General features: G+C 72.6%; 15 protein-coding genes. 6 read left to right on the forward strand and 9 right to left on the reverse strand.

Features of this window, described 5'->3' with window-relative positions; genetic code table 11:
- Positions 1-40: 40 nt before the first annotated feature.
- The 7 genes from AC4H2H_RS00080 to AC4H2H_RS00110 all read right to left on the reverse strand — a co-directional run bounded on the left by AC4H2H_RS00080 (position 41) and on the right by AC4H2H_RS00110 (position 8,350).
- A complete protein-coding gene (locus AC4H2H_RS00080) occupies positions 41-1,150 on the reverse strand; it encodes a ribokinase (protein ID WP_494368770.1) in 1,110 nt (369 codons plus the stop codon).
- The gene (locus AC4H2H_RS00085; RefSeq protein ID WP_494368771.1) at positions 1,147-2,616 is read right to left on the reverse strand and encodes an ADP-ribosylglycohydrolase family protein; all 1,470 of its coding nucleotides are present in this window, start codon (positions 2,614-2,616) and stop codon (positions 1,147-1,149) included. The genes AC4H2H_RS00080 and AC4H2H_RS00085 overlap by 4 nt, the downstream gene beginning before the upstream one ends.
- On the reverse strand, positions 2,613-3,854 hold the full coding sequence (locus tag AC4H2H_RS00090; protein WP_494368772.1) for an ADP-ribosylglycohydrolase family protein: 1,242 nt from the start codon (positions 3,852-3,854) through the stop codon (positions 2,613-2,615). Before AC4H2H_RS00090 ends, AC4H2H_RS00085 begins: the two co-directional genes overlap by 4 nt.
- Before the next feature lie 133 nt (positions 3,855-3,987).
- Positions 3,988-5,268 (reverse strand): ABC transporter substrate-binding protein, encoded by a 1,281-nt coding sequence (locus AC4H2H_RS00095; RefSeq protein ID WP_494368773.1) that lies wholly within the window; start codon positions 5,266-5,268, stop codon positions 3,988-3,990.
- A gap of 113 nt (positions 5,269-5,381) precedes the next feature.
- Positions 5,382-6,209, reverse strand: a complete 828-nt coding sequence (locus tag AC4H2H_RS00100) for a carbohydrate ABC transporter permease (RefSeq protein ID WP_494368774.1) — start codon at positions 6,207-6,209, stop codon at positions 5,382-5,384.
- A gap of 3 nt (positions 6,210-6,212) precedes the next feature.
- A complete protein-coding gene (locus AC4H2H_RS00105) occupies positions 6,213-7,175 on the reverse strand; it encodes a carbohydrate ABC transporter permease (protein WP_494368775.1) in 963 nt (320 codons plus the stop codon).
- Complete coding sequence (locus tag AC4H2H_RS00110; RefSeq protein ID WP_494368776.1) at positions 7,172-8,350, reverse strand: LacI family DNA-binding transcriptional regulator; 1,179 nt, start codon at positions 8,348-8,350, stop codon at positions 7,172-7,174. Before AC4H2H_RS00110 ends, AC4H2H_RS00105 begins: the two co-directional genes overlap by 4 nt.
- A gap of 257 nt (positions 8,351-8,607) precedes the next feature.
- Here AC4H2H_RS00110 and AC4H2H_RS00115 point away from each other — a divergent pair, with 257 nt between their 5' ends.
- Positions 8,608-8,985 (forward strand): hypothetical protein, encoded by a 378-nt coding sequence (locus AC4H2H_RS00115; protein WP_494368777.1) that lies wholly within the window; start codon positions 8,608-8,610, stop codon positions 8,983-8,985.
- 2 nt (positions 8,986-8,987) lie between these two features.
- Entirely contained in the window at positions 8,988-11,294 is a 2,307-nt protein-coding gene (locus AC4H2H_RS00120; protein ID WP_494368778.1) for a hypothetical protein, read from the forward strand.
- Positions 11,295-11,314: 20 nt separating this feature from the next.
- Here AC4H2H_RS00120 and AC4H2H_RS00125 read toward each other — a convergent pair whose 3' ends face one another.
- Positions 11,315-12,001, reverse strand: coding sequence for a TetR/AcrR family transcriptional regulator (locus AC4H2H_RS00125; RefSeq protein WP_494368779.1), 687 nt, complete (start codon positions 11,999-12,001; stop codon positions 11,315-11,317).
- A 199-nt stretch (positions 12,002-12,200) separates the two neighbouring features.
- Here AC4H2H_RS00125 and AC4H2H_RS00130 point away from each other — a divergent pair, with 199 nt between their 5' ends.
- From AC4H2H_RS00130 to AC4H2H_RS00145, 4 genes are all read left to right on the forward strand, one after another.
- Positions 12,201-14,384 (forward strand): excinuclease ABC subunit UvrA, encoded by a 2,184-nt coding sequence (locus tag AC4H2H_RS00130; RefSeq protein WP_494368780.1) that lies wholly within the window; start codon positions 12,201-12,203, stop codon positions 14,382-14,384.
- A gap of 321 nt (positions 14,385-14,705) precedes the next feature.
- Entirely contained in the window at positions 14,706-15,281 is a 576-nt protein-coding gene (locus AC4H2H_RS00135; protein ID WP_494368781.1) for a dihydrofolate reductase family protein, read from the forward strand.
- Between the two features lie 320 nt (positions 15,282-15,601).
- The gene (locus AC4H2H_RS00140; RefSeq protein ID WP_494368782.1) at positions 15,602-16,405 is read left to right on the forward strand and encodes a CPBP family intramembrane glutamic endopeptidase; all 804 of its coding nucleotides are present in this window, start codon (positions 15,602-15,604) and stop codon (positions 16,403-16,405) included.
- Positions 16,406-16,524: 119 nt separating this feature from the next.
- Positions 16,525-17,364 (forward strand): CPBP family intramembrane glutamic endopeptidase, encoded by an 840-nt coding sequence (locus AC4H2H_RS00145; protein WP_494368783.1) that lies wholly within the window; start codon positions 16,525-16,527, stop codon positions 17,362-17,364.
- A gap of 233 nt (positions 17,365-17,597) precedes the next feature.
- Here the strand turns inward: AC4H2H_RS00145 and AC4H2H_RS00150 are convergent, their stop codons facing one another.
- Positions 17,598-18,377: a CPBP family intramembrane glutamic endopeptidase gene (locus AC4H2H_RS00150; protein WP_494368784.1), complete on the reverse strand. Its 780-nt coding sequence runs from the start codon at positions 18,375-18,377 to the stop codon at positions 17,598-17,600.
- Positions 18,378-18,474 lie beyond the last annotated feature (97 nt).

Below are 18,474 nucleotides of genomic sequence, written 5' to 3' on the forward strand. Positions count from 1 at the left end.
GCTGGTCAGGCCGGTGCGGCCCGGGTGCGGTTCGCCGGGTTCAGCCCGTGGCCGCCCGCTCGGCGAGCGCGACGACGTCCGCCGCGTCGGGCACGGCATCCTGCGCCCCCGGCCGGGTCACCGCGAGCGCACCCGCGGCCGCGGCGAGGTGCGCGGCGTCGGGCAGGTCCGCGCCCCGCGCGAGCGCCGCGGCGAGCACGCCGCAGAACGTGTCGCCCGCGCCGGTCGTGTCCACGGCCTCGACGGGGATCGCCGGAATGTCCGTGAGGAGGTTCCCACCGGGGAGCCGCTCGCCGACCAGGCTCCCCTTGCCGCCGAGCGTCACGACGACGGCGGGCACGCGGTCGAGCAGGAGCGTCGCCAGCGCGGACGGGTCGACGGCGCCCTGCGAGCGCTCGGCGGCCGGGACACCCTCGTCTGCCCCGGCCGCATCGACGGGCGCGACGCCCGGCGTCGCCCCCGTGCGGGCGACGCCCGCGAGGTCGGCTGCCTCGTGCTCGTTGACGACGAGCACGTCGAGCGCGGCCCACACGTCGTCCGGCAGGTCGCGTGACGGCGCGGCGTTGAGCACCATGAGCGCCCCCGGACGCCGCGCGGTCGCGGCGGCCAGCACGACGTCGAGCGGGATCTCGAGCTGCGCGAGCACGACGTCGGCCGCCGCGATCCGCTCCGCCTGCGCGGCGCCGACCGTCACGTGCGAGTTCGCGCCCGGCGCCACGACGATCGCGTTCTCGCCGTCGGGCGAGACGGTGATGAGCGCGGTCCCGGTCGCGACGTCCACGCGCTCGACGAGGTCGGTACGGACTCCCCCGCGGTCGAGCGACGCGAGCAGCAGGTCCGCCGCGTCGTCGTGACCGAGCGCGCCGACGAACGTCGTGTCCGCCCCGCCCGCGCGCGCCGACCCGACGGCCTGGTTCGCGCCCTTGCCGCCCGGGTTGCGCCGCAGGTCGCCGCCGAGGATCGTCTCGCCGCCGCCGGGGTGGCGCGGCACGTCGACGACGAGGTCGACGTTCGCCGACCCCACCACCACGACCTGGCCCACGCCGCGCGCCGCGGCGGCATCGTCGTGCGCGGCGGCGCCGTCGTGCGCGGCGGGCACCCCGCCGGGCCGCACCGGACCGCCCTGGCCCGCGTCCGCCGTCGTGCTCATGCGCGTGCTCCCTCGCGTGCTCTCGCGTGTGCCTTGTCGAGGACCCGGACCCCTGCGAGCGCCGCCGTGCGCGCCGCGAGGTCCACGATCCTCTGTTCGCCGCCGGGGAGCGAGGTGGCGATGTGCCCGTCGAGCGGGCGCGTCCACTTCTCGCCGATGCCGTCGACGCCCTGCAGCGCCCCCACCACGCCGCCGACGGTCGCGCCCGCGGAGTCGGTGTCCCAGCCCGCGGTGACCGCGATCGACACGCTCGCGCCGAAGTCGCCGCGGCCGTCCTCGCCCCGCCCCGCCGTGAGCGCGTACGCGACCACGGCCGCGTTGTTCAGCACGTGCACCCAGTGCAGGTCGCCGTACGCGGCGTGGATCGCGTCGAGGCCGGCGCGCACGCCCGCCTCGGACGTGTCGCCGTCGCGGCCCGCGTTCCGGCCGAGCCGGATCGCCGCGGCGAGGCGACAGCCCGGCGGCACGACGGCGTCCGCGGCGTCGAGGACGTCGACCACCGTGTCGCACACCATGGCGGCCGACGCGAGCGCCGCGGCCCACATCGCGCCGTAGACGCCGTTGCGCGTGTGGCTGAGGCGTGCGTCCGTCCAGGCCAGCCGTGCGGCCCCCCGCACGTCGCCGGGCGAGACCCAGCCGAGGACGTCCGTCCGGATGAGCGCGCCGATCCACTCGCGGAACGGGTTGTGGTGCGTCGCCGTCTCCGGCACGTGCCGCGCGTCGAGGACGTTCCGGTACGCGGCGCGCTCGGCCGTGAACACGCGGCCCGCGGGCAGCGCGTCGAGCCAGAGCTGCGCGACGTCGTCCGTCGTGAACGCGCGCCAGTGCTTCTCCAGCAGGGCGAGCGCGAGGATCGGGTAGTTGAGGTCGTCGTCCTCGGGCATCCCGTCGATGTTCTCCTCGAGCGACGTCGGGGCGCTGCGCTTGTTCCACGGCCAGCGCGCGGCGACGTCGTCGGGCAGCCCGACGGCGGTGAACCAGCGGTCGAGCGGCCACCGGCCCGTCGCGCGCAGGATCTCCTCGATGCCCTGGCGCGGGATCTTCTCGACCGGCTTGCCGAGCAGGCAGCCCGCCGCGCGGCCGGTCCACGCGCCGAGCACGCGGTCGGCGTACGCGGCGTCACGGCTCGGCGCGTCGGTGACCTCGTGCCCGACGGCACCCGGGCGGGTCGGCAGGTCGGGCGCCGGCGGGAGCGTGGCGACGATCGCGTCCCAGTCGTCGGGCTCGTGCGGTGCGGACGCGGCGGGCAGCGCGTCGAGCTCGTCGAGGAGCTCGCGCGCGAGCGCGCGCAGCGCCGGGGTCGCGGGCACCGGCCCGGCGCCGCTCACCGCGGGCACGGGGTTTCCCCCGGCCGCCGCCCAGCGCTCACCCACGTCCGCGAGCGCCGCCGCGTCCTTGCCCTCCGCCGCGGACTGCACGAGCTCGTGCGCGAGCAGGTCCTCCGGCTGCGCCCAGGTGAGCCTCACGCCGGATCACCGTCCGCGAGGTGGCGCGCCGCGCCGTCGGGCACGACGGCCGCGGTGACCCCCGGCGCCCCGTCCGGCGCGGACTCGCCGAGCACGTCGAGCGCGCGCAGGCGGGCCGTGGCGCGCTCGCGGTCGGCGCGCAGGATGTCCTGCGCGGCCGAGGCCATGAGACGGCCGGTCTCGCGGACGTCCATGCGGCTCGCCTCCTCGATCGCGTCGAGCCACTCGTCCGGCACGACGGCGGTCCCGCCGAGCCCGGCGCAGACGGCACCCGCCATGACGGCGATGGAGTCGGCGTCGCGGCCGTAGTTCACGGCGCCGAGCACGGCGCCGCGGAATTCGCCGCGGTGGCCGAGCACGAACCCGAGCGCTGCGGGCAGCTCCTCGATGGACTTGGTCCGCGACGGACGGCGTGCGTCCATCGACATCTGCCGGTACTCCGGCCCGACGGAGTCGAACGGCGCGACGGTCTCGCGGACGAGCCGCGCGAGGGCGCGCTCCTCCTCGTCGGTCGTGGGCGCCGTCGTCCAGCCGTCGAACGCCTCGACGACGGCGCGCAGCGCGGCGGCCGTGCCGTCGTGCGCGACGTCGAGCGCGGCGCGGACGACGTCGTCGACCGTCGCCCCGGGCGCGACCGACGCCGCGACCATCGCCGCGAACACGCCCGCGGCCTCGCGGCCGTAGCTCGCCTGGTGCGCGCCGGTGAGGTCGATCGCCTCGGCGTACGCGCCGCGCGGGTCGCCCGCGTTGGCGAGGCCGACCGGCGCGACGTACATCGCCGCGCCGCAGTTCACGACGTTCCCGACGCCCGCCTCGCGCGGGTCGACGTGCCCGTAGTGCAGGCGCGCGACGATCCACTTCTCGGCGAGGAACACGCGCTGCAGGAGCAGCGCCGTCGACTCGAGCTCGGGGATCCAGCGCGGCTCGCCGATCATGAGCGGCACGAGGTCCTCGGCCATCGCGTACGCGTCGAGGTGCTCGCGGCGCTTGGCGTACACCTCGACGAGCGCTCGCGTCATGAGGGTGTCGTCGGTGATGTGCCCGTCGCCCTTGTGGTAGGGCGCGATCGGACGCGCGTCCTGCCAGTTCGGGTACCAGGGCTCCACGATCCCGGTCACGCGCCCACCGTGGCGCTCCTCGATCTGCTCGGGGGTCCAACCCTCGGTGGCGCCCCCCAGCGCGTCTCCCACCGCTGCTCCGGTGATCACGGCCACCGCTCGGTCGTCCAGCCAGCTCACGGGTCCACTCCCTGTTCGTCCATCCATGGCGCGCCTCGCGCCCGGTGCGACCCGGCGTGCGGGTCGCGAGGTCCGGCGCGGGGTGGTCGTCTCGCGACCACCCCGGCCGTCGTGCTCGGGGCCTGCTCGGGCCCTACTTCGTGATCTCGTCCCAGCCGTTCTCCAGCTCGCTCGCGAGCTGGTCGGCGTCGATCTCCTGCGCGAGGAACTTCTGGTACGCGGGCGTCGCGACCGTGTCCTTCCACTGCGCGTACGCGTCGACGAACAGGTACGGCGCCGACGTGAGGTGCTGGCCGGACGACAGGATCGTGTCCCAGCCGTTCTCCTCGCCGAGCGACGCGGCCATGGCCTCCTGTGCCGACGTCGTCGCCGGGATGAGCGCGTCCGCCTCGTTGAGCGCGGCGAGGTTCTCCGTGTCGGTGAAGAACTCGATGAACTCGGCCGACTCCTCGACGTGCTCGGAGTCGATGTTCACCGAGAGCGTCTGCGGGTTGGCGGCCTGCTCGGCACCCTCGGGGCCCTCGAGCGGCGGCAGCACGACCCAGTCGAAGCCCTCGGGCGCGTCCTTCGCGATGTTCGCGGCCTGGAACGAGCCCTGGATCGTCATCGCGACCTGGCCGGCGTAGAACGACGCGAGCGTCTCCGAGCCGGACTGCGTGAGCGTGACGGGCAGGACCGTGTTGTCGGTGTGCGCCATCTCGTCGACGAGCTCGGGGAGGGCCATCTCGCCCTCGCCGATGGTGATGTTCGCGTCGGCGCCCGTGCCCTCGAAGTACTCGCCGCCGAAGCCGGGGGCCATCGCCATGAACGCGGCCGTCGGGCTCGCGAGGCCCCAGCCGAGGCCGTAGGCGCCGTCCTTCGTCGTCGCCTTCGAGATCTCGCGCAGCTCGTCCCACGTCATGGTCTCGCCCGTGGGGATCTCGACGCCCGCGGCCTCGAGCATCGTCTTGTTCGCGAACACCATGTAGGACTGCAGCTCGGTCGGGTAGGCGATGACCTGGTCGTCGACGGTCACGGAGTCGAGGATGCCCTCGGGGATGTCGGCGCGCTTCTCGTCGGTCATGTACTCCGAGAGGTCGGCGAGGTAGCCGTCGACCGCGAACGGCACGATGCTCGCCGCCTCGTAGTGGATGATGTCCGGCGCGGCGCCGCCGTTGAACTGGGTGATGAGCTTGTCGTAGATGCCGTCCCAGCCGGCGGGGACGATCTCCACCTGCACGTCGGGGTTGGCCTCGTTCCAGTCCGCGACGATCTTCTCGGTCGCCTCGATCGCGGCGGGCTGGTCGGACAGCGACTGGAACTCGAGGGTCACGGGGCCGTCACCGCCACCCTCGTCCCCGCCGCTCCCGCAGGACGCGACGAGCAGGGTCGTGATCGTGAGGCATGCGGCGATGGACGCACCACGAGTCTTCATGGTTCTCCCTTTCGGATGGGGTCGTGCGGGGGTCTGCCCGACGGCGGAGCGCGGGTCGCGCGTCGTCGTGCGGTCGGTCGGGTGGCTCGGTGTGGCCGACGGCGGCATGTCGGTCAGCCCTTCACGGCGCCGGAGAGCAGGCCGCCGGTGAGCCGCTTCTGCATGAGCGAGAAGAAGACGATGCTGGGGATGGCCGCGAGCACGGACCCCGCGGCGAGCGGGCCGAGCGCCACCTTGCCCTCGCCGCCGATGAACATCTTCAGCGTGATGGGCAGCGTGTAGTTCTCGGGCGACTGGAGCAGCACGAGCGCGAAGAAGAACTCGTTCCACGACGACACGAAGCTGAACATCGCCGTCGCGACGACCCCGGGCATGAGCAGCGGGAAGACGATCGTGCGCAGCACGGTGAAGCGCGTCGCGCCGTCCATCGACCCGGCCTCCTCGAGGTCCACGGGGATCGCGGCGACGTAGCCCTGCATCATCCAGAGCGCGAACGGCAGCGTGTACGTGGTGTGGACGAGCGTGAGCCCGACCAGGCTGTCCGTGAGCCCGATGGTCCGCAGGATGAGGAACAGCGGCAGGATGATGAGGATCACCGGGAACACCTGGCTCACGAGGATCCAGCCCACGCCCGCGGCGCGGATCTTCCCCCGGAGCCGGGCGAGCACGTACGACGCGGGCAGCGCGATGACGATGACGAGCGCCGTCGAGACGATCGCGACGACCGCGCTGTTCCACGCCGAGCGCACGAGGCCCTGGCGGGACAGCGCCTCGGAGTAGTTCTCCCAGTGCCAGTCCTGCGGGAGCAGGCTCACGGTGAGCGAGTTGAGCTCGCCGGACGACTTGAGCGACGCCGAGATCAGCCACAGCAGCGGGAAGCCGAGGAACAGGATGTAGAACGCCAGGGCCGCGTACTGGGCGGGGCGGACGAGTGCGCGCACTTCTCAGCTCTCCTTCTCGGCGCGGAACTGGGACCGCAGGTAGATCGCGAGCAGGAGGACGACGACGACCACGAGCACCACGCCCATCGCGGCGGCGTAGCCGATGTTCCGGTTCTTGAACGCCTCCAGGTAGGTGAAGAGCATCGGGAGCATCGTCCGGCCACCCGGGCCGCCCTCGGTGAGCACGTAGACCAGCGAGAACGAGTTGAAGTTCCAGATGAAGTTCAGCGACGTGATCGACGTGATGATCGGCCGCAGGCTCGGCAGCGTCACGGCGGTGAACCGGCGCCACGCGTTCGCGCCGTCCATCGCGGCGGCCTCGTGCAGCTCGTCCGGGATCTGCTGGAGCCCGGCGAGCAGGGTCACGGTCGTCTGCGGCATGCCGACCCACACCCCGACGACGATCACCGCCGGCAGCGCGGTCGAGAAGTCCGCGAGCCAGTTGATGTCGTCCGGGAGCCCGATGCTGCCGAGGAACGCGTTGAGCGGCCCGGCGTTGGGCGAGTAGATCATCTGCCACATGATCGCCACGACGACCGGTGGCATCGCCCACGGGATGAGCGCGAGGACGCGCGTGAGGCCCTGGAGCCGCAGCCCCGAGTTGAGCAGCAGCGCGAGCCCCATCGCCGCGACGAGCTGCAGCAGCGTCACCGAGACGGCCCAGATCATGCCGATCCGGAACGAGTCCCAGAAGAAGCTGTTGTCGGCGAGGCGGACGAAGTTGTCGACGCCCACGAACTGGTAGTCCGGGTTCCGGACGAGCCGCGCGTCGGTGAACGCGAGCGCGACGCCCATGACGAGCGGCGCGACGCTCAGCACGAGGATCGGCAGCAGCGACGGCATGACGAGCGCGATCGCCTCGCGCCGCTTGGCGCGCGCCATGCCCCCGGTCCGGCGGGGCGCGCCGCGGTCGGGACGGCGGGCGGCGGCGGCGTGCGGGTCGCCCGCGAGGGTCGGGGCGCTCATCGCGCACCTCCTTCCGTCAGGGCGGCGGCGCGCTGCCCGACGGCGGCGCTCGCCTCGGGCGCTGCGGTCACCGGGGGCGCGGCGAGGGCTCCGGCGACCTCGGCCGACGTGGTCGCCTCGGTCGACTCGGTCGACTCGCGCACGACGAGGCGCGGACCGACGAGCGTGTGCCGCCCGGCCTCCGCGTCGCCGTCGACGAGGTCGAGGACGAGCTGTGCCGCGACGCGACCACGCTCGGTCGAGCCGAGGGACACGCTCGTGAGGCTCGGCTGGAACACGCGGCCGATCTCGGTGTCGTCCATGCCCGTCACCGCGACGTCGCCGGGGACGGAGAGCCCGGCCTCGCGCACCGCGCGGATCGCGCCGATGGCGAGCAGGTCGTTGGCCGCGACGATCGCGTCGAGGCGAGGGGCGCCGTCGGACGCGGCGACCGGCCCTGCGTGAGCCTCGGCGGCGGGCTGGGCGGCGAGGAGGTCGCGTGCCGCCGCGAGGCCAGCCGCGACGGTGAAGTCCGCCGCGACGGCGACCTCGGCGCGCTCGCCCGTGAAACCGGGGTCGCGCGTCGCGGCGTCGAAGCCGCGCTGGCGCGCCTCGCCGGGAGTCGTGTCGAGCGGGCCGTTGAGGAAGCCGATCCGACGGCGCCCGAGGCCGAGCAGGTGCCGCACCGCCTCGCCGATGCCGCCCGCCGAGTCGGTCGAGACCGAGTCGATGCCGCGGTCGGCGAGGGTGCGGCCGATGACCACGACCGGCACCGACGCGTGCTGGATCTCGTGCACGAGCTCGTCGTCGGTGCGCAGCGGGCTGAGGATCATCGCGTCGACGAACCCGCTCGACAGGCTGCGCACGAGCTCCGCGGTCGAGGCCGTCGTGTCCCCCGTGGTCATGACGACGACGCGGTACCCGTGCGGCGCGAGCACCTCGTGGATCGCGGTCATCATCTCGACGTAGACGGGGTTCCCGATGTCCGCGACCGCGAAGGCGACCTGGAACGTCTTCTTGAGGCGCAGCGAGCGCCCGATGGCGTCCGGGCTGTAGCCGAGCTCGGTGGCCGCGGCGCGCACGCGCTCGACCATCGCCTCGCTCGCACCCGTCCCGTGCAGCGCACGGGAGGTCGAGGCCAGGGAGACCCCGGCCCGCTGTGCCACCTGGATCAGCGTGGCGCGTGATGACGTCACTGTCGCTCCACCTCGTCGTCGAGTCCGTCGTTGGAAACGTTTCCGAGCCACCTGAGAAGACTGATCTGGAAACGTTTCCGGGATGTTCGAGCACTGTCTCACCACGAGCCGAGGGTCGTCAAGCGATGTCGTGGACGCGGCGTCGGCACACCCCACCAGCCGCCTGTGGACAACCGTCGACGGCGCACCGCCCCTTGCTAGGTTCGGCGCACGGCCCGCCGACTGCCGACGCGGGCCCGTCGACACGGGGGGGGCGGATGAGCAGTCATGGCACGGTGGGCGGGGTGGGTGGCGGCACCGTGTCGGTCCTGGTCGACACGGAAGCGCTCGCGGCGGCGGGGTCGGGAGTCTCGTCGGCCGGGACGCAGCTCGCCGCGGCAGCGGCCGCGGAGGCACACGTGGACCCGGGCCGGGCCGCCGGGGACGCCGCGCTCGCGTCCGCCCTCGCGACGGTGCTGGACACGTGGGCACTGACCCGACGCACCCTCGTCGCCGACCTCGCCCAGGTCGGCGACGCGTTCACCACGGCGGCCGCCGTGCTCGACGGCGCGGAGTCGTCGACGGCGCGGCACCTCGCCGTACTGCTGTCGCCGACCGTGCACGGCGGCGGAAGCCTCGCGCGGCGGGCGGTGTGACGGTGCGCGACGCTGAGATCAGGCCGCTGCCCGGCGACCCCGCCGGGCTCGCCACGACCGCCGGGGCGTTCTCCCGTGCGGCGAGCGCGCTCGGCACCGCACAGGGCGACGTCTCCCGCGTGCGCCAGTCGGTCGCCGACCAGCGCGGCACGCCGGTGACGCGCGCCGTCGAGCGGCTGGCGGGCGTCGAGACCCGGACCACCACTGCGGCGCACGTGCTCGAGCAGGCGGCATGCGCACTGCGGGACTACGCGGACGTGCTGGCCGTGCACCAGCGCGACGCGCAGGACGCGATCGCGCGGCGCGAGGCCGCGCTCGACGAGCAGCGCCGCTGGTCGGCGGCGGCCTGGACCGCCACACCGACGCTCCCCGGGCTCCCGGCGCCGGGCTCCCCCGCCCCGTTCGGCTCCGGACCGGCGGGCGTCTGGCAGACCGGCGTCGGACCGTCGCGGACCTCCGCGCTCGCGCCCTCCGCCGTCGACCCGTCCACGGCACGGGCGCGTGCGGCCGACGCCGCCGACGACGTCCAGCGTGCGGAGGCGGACTGGCGGCGCGCGCGGGACGCCGCCGAGGCGGAGGCGCGCCGTGCCGCGAGCCGCCTCGCACCGCTGAGCGACGTCACGACGGTCGGCCTGTGGGTCGCCTCCGGCCGCACCGCGTGGTCCCTGCAGGGTGCGTGGGACGCGGGCTCCCGTGCTGCGGTGGTCCTCGACGGGCTCGTGGGCAGCGACGCACCCTGTGCCGATGATGACGCGGCACGCGCGGCGGCCGTCGACGAGCTGTCCCTGCTCGTGGCGCAGGGCGAGGACGACGACGTCTTCTGGTCCGCGTTCTTCGCCGCGACGACGCCCGAGGAGTCGTACGTGCTGCTCGCCGAGCTCGGTCCCGCGGGCGACACGGCGACGGCGGAGCACGTCACGCGGGGCTTCTCGGCCTGGACACGCGCGCTCGACACCGAGGCCCAGGAGGAGCTCGGGCGCGAGATGCTCTCCGTCACGGATCTTCCTGGGCGGTTCGAGGCGGTCCCGTGGGCGCCGTACGCCGCACTCCTGCTCGGAGCGCCCCTGGTCCCGGGACGGGTTCACCTCGGCGCCGCCCGTGCCCTGGACGACGGGGTCCGCCGCTCGCTCAGGATCCCGGGGACCGGGACGGCCGGCCCCTCGGCCCCCTACCTCTCGCCCGGGGCCCTGGCCGACCCCGCGACCGACGCCGTGGACGCCCAGCTCGACGTCGTGGTCTTCCGGGGCCTCGCCGGATCCGGCCCGGAAGCCCTCGACTTCTTCGCTCCGGCCGGGGACGACGCCCTGGGACGCGAGCGGATCGCCCGGTGGGTCGGGGCGGCGCCCTTCGCCTCGGGGCTCGACCGTGGCGAGGCGCTCGCCGACACGTTGCGTGCGGCCGTGCTCGAGGGGGAGTCGAGCGGTGCCCCGGCGCAGCAGGAGCGCGCCGCCGCGCTCGTCGCGCGCGTGACGACCGCCCTGCCCGAGGGCCTGCTCGCCACCCCGCTCTCGCGCGACGCCGTGCTGCACCTCGTCGACCTGTACGAGCCGTACCTGGGCGCGTTCGACGACGCCGTCTACGCCGAGGCGCCCGAGGCCGCCGCGGGCGGCGTCGCGCCGGAGACGCAGGTCGGCCTCGCGCGGCTCCGGTACCTGGACCTCGACGTCGGGCCCCACGGACCGATGCCCGTCCTCGACCCGTTCGCGCTCCGGGAGGTCATCGCGGGCACCGCCTCTACCCATCCGGATGCTGCGGTGCGGTGGGGCCAGCTCGCCACGAGCTACCAGATGCGGACGCTCGCGGCGGTGTACCTCCCCGAGTCGGGCGTGGTCCCCGAGCTGGCCGCGCAGCCCACCGCGACCGACGACGTCCTGCGCGTCGCGGGCGTGGTGTACGGCGGGATGGAGTACGCCGGGCTGCTGGAGGGAGAGGCGAACGCGAAGCTGCAGGCGAATCTCCTCTCGGCGGCCGGGACCCTGGCGGGCATCGCGGCCTCCGGTCTGAACCCCGTGGCCGTGGCCGGCGGAGTCACCGTCGCCACCGAGCTCGCGAAGTTCTTGCTTCCCGACCACGTGGGCGCGGCGGTCGACCGGATCGTCGCGGCCGGCGGTTCGTACAAGGAGCTCGTCGCGAGCGGCAACCACGAGCTGGCGGTCGCCGTCGCCGTGCAGAACGGGATGCCGGAGGCGGAGGCGCAAGCCGTCTACGCGCCGCTGTCGCCGGACTCGAAGGAGGCGACCGACGCGTTCCAGAACGCCTTCGACACGATGTCCGGCCTCGACCGCGGGTCGGACGAACCCCCCGGCTGAGCTCCAGGACCGGTGCCGGATCAGACCGACTGCCCGCTCTCGGCGAGCCACCGACGGCATCGCTCGACGTGGTCGAGCCCGTCGAGCAACAGCTCCACGCCGCGACGGAAGGCGCCTTCTGGGTCGTTGGCCCTGCCGGTGGTCTCACCCAGGGAGCGCGCTACTCGTGTGGCGACGGGGTAGGCCGCGGGGCTGCCGATCGCGTCCAGGAGTGCGGGCTCGAGCGTCTGCCACCACGGGGTGTCGTCGGGCTCGTCCAGCCCTCGCGCACCGGCGACCGCCCTGGCGGCTCGTGCCGCGCCCTGGACGAGCGAGAGAAGGGCCGTCAGGGTGTGTTCCATCTCGAGGTCGGTGAGGTCGAGCCCTTCCAGGCTGCGCAGCTCGGTCTCGTACTTCGCCGATGCGCCCGGTCCGGGTACGGGTCTCCCGGGGGCCAGGTCGGCGAGCCAGGGATGGCGCTGGTGCGCGGACCAGTTGGCGTCGGCCACCGCGGTGATGCGATCACGCCAGGCGAGCGCGTCGAGCGGCGCCGCGTTCACGTACGTCGTCCCGGCGACGTGGTCGAACATCAGCTGCAGGAGCTCGGCCCGGCCTCCGATGTGGGGGTACAGAGCCATCGGGCTGACCCCGCACTCGTGTGCCAGCCGCCGGATCGTCACGGCGTCGAGTCCCTCGCGGTCGGCGAGGTCCACGGCCAGCGCGGTCACGCTCCGAGTACTGAGTCCCGACCGCGCCCCGGCGGGCGATTCGCGCCAGAGCAGCTGCACCAACCGGCGCTCATCCATGTCGTTGCCTTCCCTCTCGCCACCGCGCCCGTCAACTATACGTCGTATAGTTTCGTGGATGCCGTAGCGGTCAGTGCGCGTGGTCGACCGTCAACCGTGGTCGGAGGATGCAGTGCGATCAGTGTCGGAGAACGTCATCCGTGTCCGGGGGGCGCGGCAGAACTCGCTCAAGGACGTGGACGTCGACGTTCCCAAGCACCAGCTCGTCGTCGTGACGGGCGTCTCCGGGTCGGGAAAGTCGTCGCTGGTGTTCGACACCATCGCGGCCGAGTCGGCACGCCAGCTCAACGAGACGTTCTCCGCGTTCGCTCAGGGCCGTCTGCCGAGCTATGCGCACCCGGACGTCGAGTCCTTGGAGAACCTCTCGGCGGTCATCGTGGTCGACCAGCAGCGGCTCAGCGGCGGTCCGCGCTCCACCGTGGGCACGATCAGCGACATCGGCGCTCGGCTCCGGCTGCTGTACTCGCGGCTCGGCGAACCGCGCGCGGGGTACTCCAACGCCTACAGCTTCAACGACCCTGCCGGGATGTGCCCGCACTGCCAGGGTCTGGGCGTCGCAGCCGTCGTGTCCGAGGCCGCGCTCGTCGACGCGAGCCGGTCGCTCAACGAGGGGGCCATCACGTTCCCGACGTTCAAGCCGGGCACGTGGCTGTGGAAGGCGTACGCACGGTCCGGCTTCTTCGACCCGGACGCCAAGATCAGCGGCTACACCCCGGAGCAACGTGAGGTGCTCCTTCACGCGCCGGCGGGAGAGCTCACCCCTCCCGCGGGGATGGACGCCGTCGGCACTGCCTACGAAGGGCTCGTCACCCGCTTCGAACGTCTGTACCTGCAGCGCGAGCCGGAGTCGTTCAAGGGCGCTCAGCGCGCGGCGTTCGAGCGCATCGTCTCGCGCGGGCCATGCCCTGAGTGCGGCGGCACCCGCCTCGCGACGCCGGCCCGCGCGAGCGCGATCCAGGGCAGGTCCATCGCCGACCTCAACGCGATGCAGATCGACGACCTCGCCCGGCACGTCGCCGCCATCGACAGCCCTGCGGTCGCACCGCTCGTCGATGCCCTGCAGGTGCACCTGGGTCGGATGATCACACTGGGCCTGGGCTACCTCAGCCTCGACCGCGCGACATCCACCCTTTCCGGTGGGGAGGCGCAACGGATCAAGATGGTTCGCCACCTCGGCAGCGCCCTGGCCGACCTGCTCTACGTCTTCGACGAACCCACCGTCGGTCTGCACCCCCGCGACGTCGCTGCCCTCGGTCAGATGCTGCTCGAGCTCCGGGACCGCGGCAACACGGTGATCGTCGTCGAGCACGACCCGGACATCATGGCGATCGCCGACCACGTCATCGACCTCGGCCCAGGAGCCGGCGCCGCCGGCGGGCACGTCGTCTACCAGGGCGACTACGCGGACCTGCTCCGCGCGAGCACGCCCACCGGGCGTGGCTTGCGTACCCGACGTCCGCAGCGGCGACCACGACGCAGCCCGTCCGGGTGGCTCGACATCGTCGACGCCACCACCAACAACCTTCAGCACGTCACCACCCGCATCCCTCGCAGTGTGATGACCGTCGTCATCGACCAGCGCCCCATCCACGGCTCACGCCGCTCCAACCCAGCGACGTTCACCGGCCTGCTGACCCTCGTCCGCGACGTCTTCGCCCGGACCACCGGTGAGCCGGCCGGGCTGTTCACGCCGAACTCCACCGGGGGCTGCCCCGCCTGTGACGGCAACGGCGTCATCTACACCGACCTCGCGTTCATGGACGGCGTCCTGACGCGCTGCGAGGTCTGCGACGGCCGACGATTCACCACCGAGGCACAGTCCCACCTCGTCGCCCGCCGCAGCATCGCCGACGTGTTCGAGATGAGCGTGACCGACGCCCTGGACTACTTCACGCAGGAACCGATCCTGGCGATCCTGCGGCGCATCCGAGACGTCGGACTCGACTACCTCTCGCTCGGCCAGACCTTGACCAGCCTCTCCGGCGGCGAGCGGCAGCGGCTCAAGCTCGCCGCCCAGCTCGGCGCACCCGGACGCACGATCGTCCTCGACGAACCCACCACCGGACTCCACATCACCGATACCGCACAGCTGCTCACGCTGCTCGACCGCCTCGTCGACCACGGGTCGACACTCGTCGTCATCGAGCACAACCTCGACGTCGTCGCAGCCGCCGACTGGAACATCGACGTCGGCCCCGAAGCCGGGCACGACGGCGGCCACGTCGTCTACGAAGGCACCCCCGAGGACATGACCCACGCCGACACGCACACCGCCGAACACCCACGGCGCCACTTCGCCCACTGATACCCCACGACCCACAACGTCAAGACGGACCCCGTAGCGCCCGCGCGCTCCGCCTCCGCGAGACCGACCCTTCGTCGGGCGTCGCGAACCAAGGTTCTCCGACGTCGGAGCAACGCCGGTCCTCAGGCAGCCGTCTCTTCCGCGGCTGCGTCACTGGCCAGGACGATCCGGCCCACTGCGCACCCGAGCACGAGACCGACGGTTGACCACATCGTGCGAGGAGGGGTACATGCAATTGCGGTGACCCGAGCTGTCGGTGGCGCGTACGGTCCGGGTCTGACCGCCGACTCGACTGCACCACCCCCGAACAGGAACGGAACCATGGCACGCGAACTCGTCTACACCGGATTCATCACCCTCGACGGCTCGGTCGACTCTCCCGGCGGAACGGCCGAGGGCCATCCCGGAGGCGGATGGGTGTTCGACACCGACTTCGTCCCGGAGGCCTACGCCCTGAAGGGCGAAGAGCTCGAGGAGACGACAGCCCTGCTGTTCGGCCGACGCAGCTACGAGGCGTTCTCGAGCTTCTGGCCGACGTCCTCCGACCACGCGGCCTACCAGGAGCTCCCCAAGTACGTGATGTCCACGACGCTCGAGGAGGACGCTCTCGTCGACGGCTGGGGACCGACGACCATCCTGCGCAGCACCCAGGACGTCGCCGACCTCAAGCAGACCGACGGGGGCGCGATCTTCATCCACGGCAGCGCGGAGCTCGCCCTGCGGCTGGGCGAAGCCGGCCTCATCGACCGCTACAACCTGCTGACGTTCCCCTACCTCCTCCCCGGCGGCAAGACGATCTTCGGCCCACGCGGTGCGGACCGTCGCACCTTGTCGCTGCGCGACTCCGCAACGTACGCGAACGGCGTCGTCAAGCTCGTCTACGACGTCCAGCACTAACGACTCGAACCGCTCACCCGAGACGCAGGCCACCCGGGTGAGCGGTTCACAACGAGCACTCACGCGCGGCACGCGGAGGCTGTGCACCTCATCGAGGAGTCGTGGTCGACGTGCAATCGACCATCCACGTCGAGGAGAGTGGTGGGCAGTGTCCCGTGGGACTGCTCCAGGCGTTGGTTCTGCGACGTCGGTGTTCGGGCGTGCGCGCGTATCGCTCGCCGGAGGGTGTGGTCATGGGTACGTTGATCTCACTCATCGCGACCCGACGCCTGTCGGCACCGCAGAGCCTGCGGGCGGTGCCCGCCAGAGCGGAGGTTCTCATGTCGTCACCTGCAGAGCTCACTTCCCCCCGTTGGCGCGTCACGCCGTCGGTGCCGGTCGCAGCGGTGGTGTTCGTCGTCTACGTCGTGATCGTCGTCGGTCTCATGTGGTCGTCGGGCGTCAAGTACGCCGACTTCTTCGATACCGCGGACACGACACTGCGCTCCGGCGTCGTGCCGCTCGCCGCGGGGGCAGTCTGGCTGACCGCGTTCTTGCTGTGGGCGCGGTGGGACCACGTCTTCCGTGACGCGCGAAGGCTCCCCATGGGGGCGTTCTTGTGGGCGCTCCCGGTGGTCGTGGTCGTGATCGCCCTGGTGTATCTCGTCGGTACCGACTGGGGGGCGTTCTCGGCGGATCACCTGCTCGCCATCGCCGGCGCAGCACTGCTCGTCGGCTACGCGGAAGAGACCATGTTCCGGGGCGTCGTGCTGCGTTCACTACGGCAGGGCTCGCGCTCCGAGGGCATGGCGGTGCTGTGGACCACGCTGTGGTTCGGCGGGTTCCACCTCACCAACCTGATCCTCGGCGAACCCGGGGCACTCGTCCAGTGGATCCTCGCCGCGCTCACCGGCACCGCGCTGTACCTCGCGCGTCGCGGCACGGGGACCATCCTCGCCGCGATGGGACTTCACTCCTTGTGGGACTTCTCGACGTTCGTCTCCGGCGAGCACGCGACCGACGGCGTCCTGATCCCGAGCGCGCAGTTCCTGACGTTCGGCCTCTACGCGTTCGCGGCCGTCACTCTCGTCATCCTCGTGAGGCGCGAACGCACGCGCCCGGCCCGCGAGGCGATCACCCCGTAGCCGACCGCGGTAGCCACCCGCTCGGGACCGGGCCAGCACTGCCGCAGAGCACGCCGCACGACCGATGCTGGCGGTGCTCGGCGCGAGCGGCGCGAGCGTTCGTGTGATTCAGTCTCGTCATGAGATCGCCGGTCGGAGAGCCGCTCGCCGGCGTCGGGGCGCCCCGGGTGCGTCCCTCGATAGGCGTCGGCCTGGTCGCGGTCGCTGTCTTCGCAGCTCTGGTCGCCCTTGACGACTTCCTGCCCGGCAGCCGCGACGGTGACATCGCCGACCCGACGCTGGCCCTGCTGCGGACCCACGTGGTCCCGCTGGCTGTCATCGCGGTCCTGCTGGTGCTCTTCGTGCGCTGGGCGGGGTGGACCCAGCCGGTCTGGCGCGAGCCGGCCGAACTCAGGGCGCCGAGATGGTGGTGGCTGTTCCCGGTTGCCTACCTCGTGGTCGTGGCCGGCACCCTGACCGGCGCGGACTGGGATCAGCCCCCGACCTACCTGCTCGTCGGTGCTGCCAGCTACCTCCTGGTCGGGTTCACCGAGGAGCTCACCGTGCGCGGTATCTTGCTCGTCGGCGCCCGCGGATCCTGGTCCGAGCTCGGCGCCCTGCTCATCACCTGCGTCCTGTTCGGGGCCTTGCACGGGCTCAACCTCCTGCACGGCGCCCCGGTCAGTGCGGTCGTCGTCCAGGTTGCCTTCGCCACCGCGTTCGGGGCCATCTACTACGCCGTGCGACGCGTGACTCGCCTGCTGTGGGCCGCGATCGGTGTCCACGCCCTGGACGACTTCGCCCTGTTCGCGGCGAACGGATCAGCCGACAGCACGAGCAGCGAACTCCCCCCGTGGGCGATCACGGCGGCGGTGCTCCTCGGGTTCGGCCTCATCGGCCTCCTCGTCTCGGTTGCTCGCGAGTCCCGGCGAGCCCGCTCGAACCGTCCCCCTCCGGAACCCGCCGCATCAACCCCGTGAGAGACGACCATGTCAGCCATCAAGGCCCGCACGTGAGCGTCGCTGCTGCCAGGTAGGCGCACATCGCAGAACCGACCGTTTGTCAGGCGTCGCGAAAGAAGGTGCTGCGACGTCTGACCAACGCGGGCTGGTGATCGCGGGTCGACGTCGTTCTCACACTGGCCGCGCTCCGCGCGGTTGCGGGCGGCGACCGATAGGTCGCCGCCCGTGGGTCGTTGCTGGTCCGACACGGGTCAGGACGAGAGCATGCCGATGCCGAAGAGCGTCCAGTCGTTGAGGACGTGGGAGGTCGCGGAGACCGACAGGTTGCGCGTGATGAGGTACGGCACCAGGAGGATCACCCGGGCGACGCCGATGATCAGGACGCACTGCACGACGTTCCAGCCGTAGGTCGTCAGGTGCATCGCGGCGAAGGCCAGCGACGCGACGGTGACTGCCAGCACCGTGCTCGTGCGACGCGACAGGTGCAGCACCGAGACGCCGAGGGCGAGCACGGCCAGGAACGGCACGATCGTGGCGACCTCCTCGCCGACGAGCTGCGGGATCGTGCCGAGGAAGGTGAGCGCACGGTCACCGAGGCTCGCGTCGGCGAGCGCCCCGCCCATCGGGTTCGCCGTGGTCCCGATGAGCTGGGCGACGACGGTGCCGATGACGAACGTGGCGATCACGTTGACGAGGGCGACCCCTGCCGCGAGGAGCCCGTCGCGGGGCCGCATCCGCCGGAACAGACGGCCGACGGCGCCCGGGTCGAGCCGGGAGAGGACGACGAGAGGGATCCCTGCGAGGAGGACACCTCTGACCGTGACCCCGAGCCAGTCGGGGCCGGGGATCGGGAGAAGGAGGTCGCACGCGACGGCGATCACCCAGGCTCCCAGCAGCACCGCCCAGCCGCGCCCCGAGAGCCGCACCGGGTCCATGCTGTCGCGGTTCACAGGGGTGCGGGGCGGGACCGGGCGGTCGCCGGAGACGTGGGTCGTGGTGGCGTTCCCCGTGGTGCGGGTCGTGGTGCTCATCGTGCGCTCCTGGCGACGTGCGGGTTGGGTGAGGTCCCGTTCCTCCGCCGGGCTTTCTCCCCGACGTCTCCACGATGCCGCCCGGCACCCCCCTCCG

It is taken from the genome of Cellulosimicrobium sp. BMG9.22, from assembly GCF_059159975.1.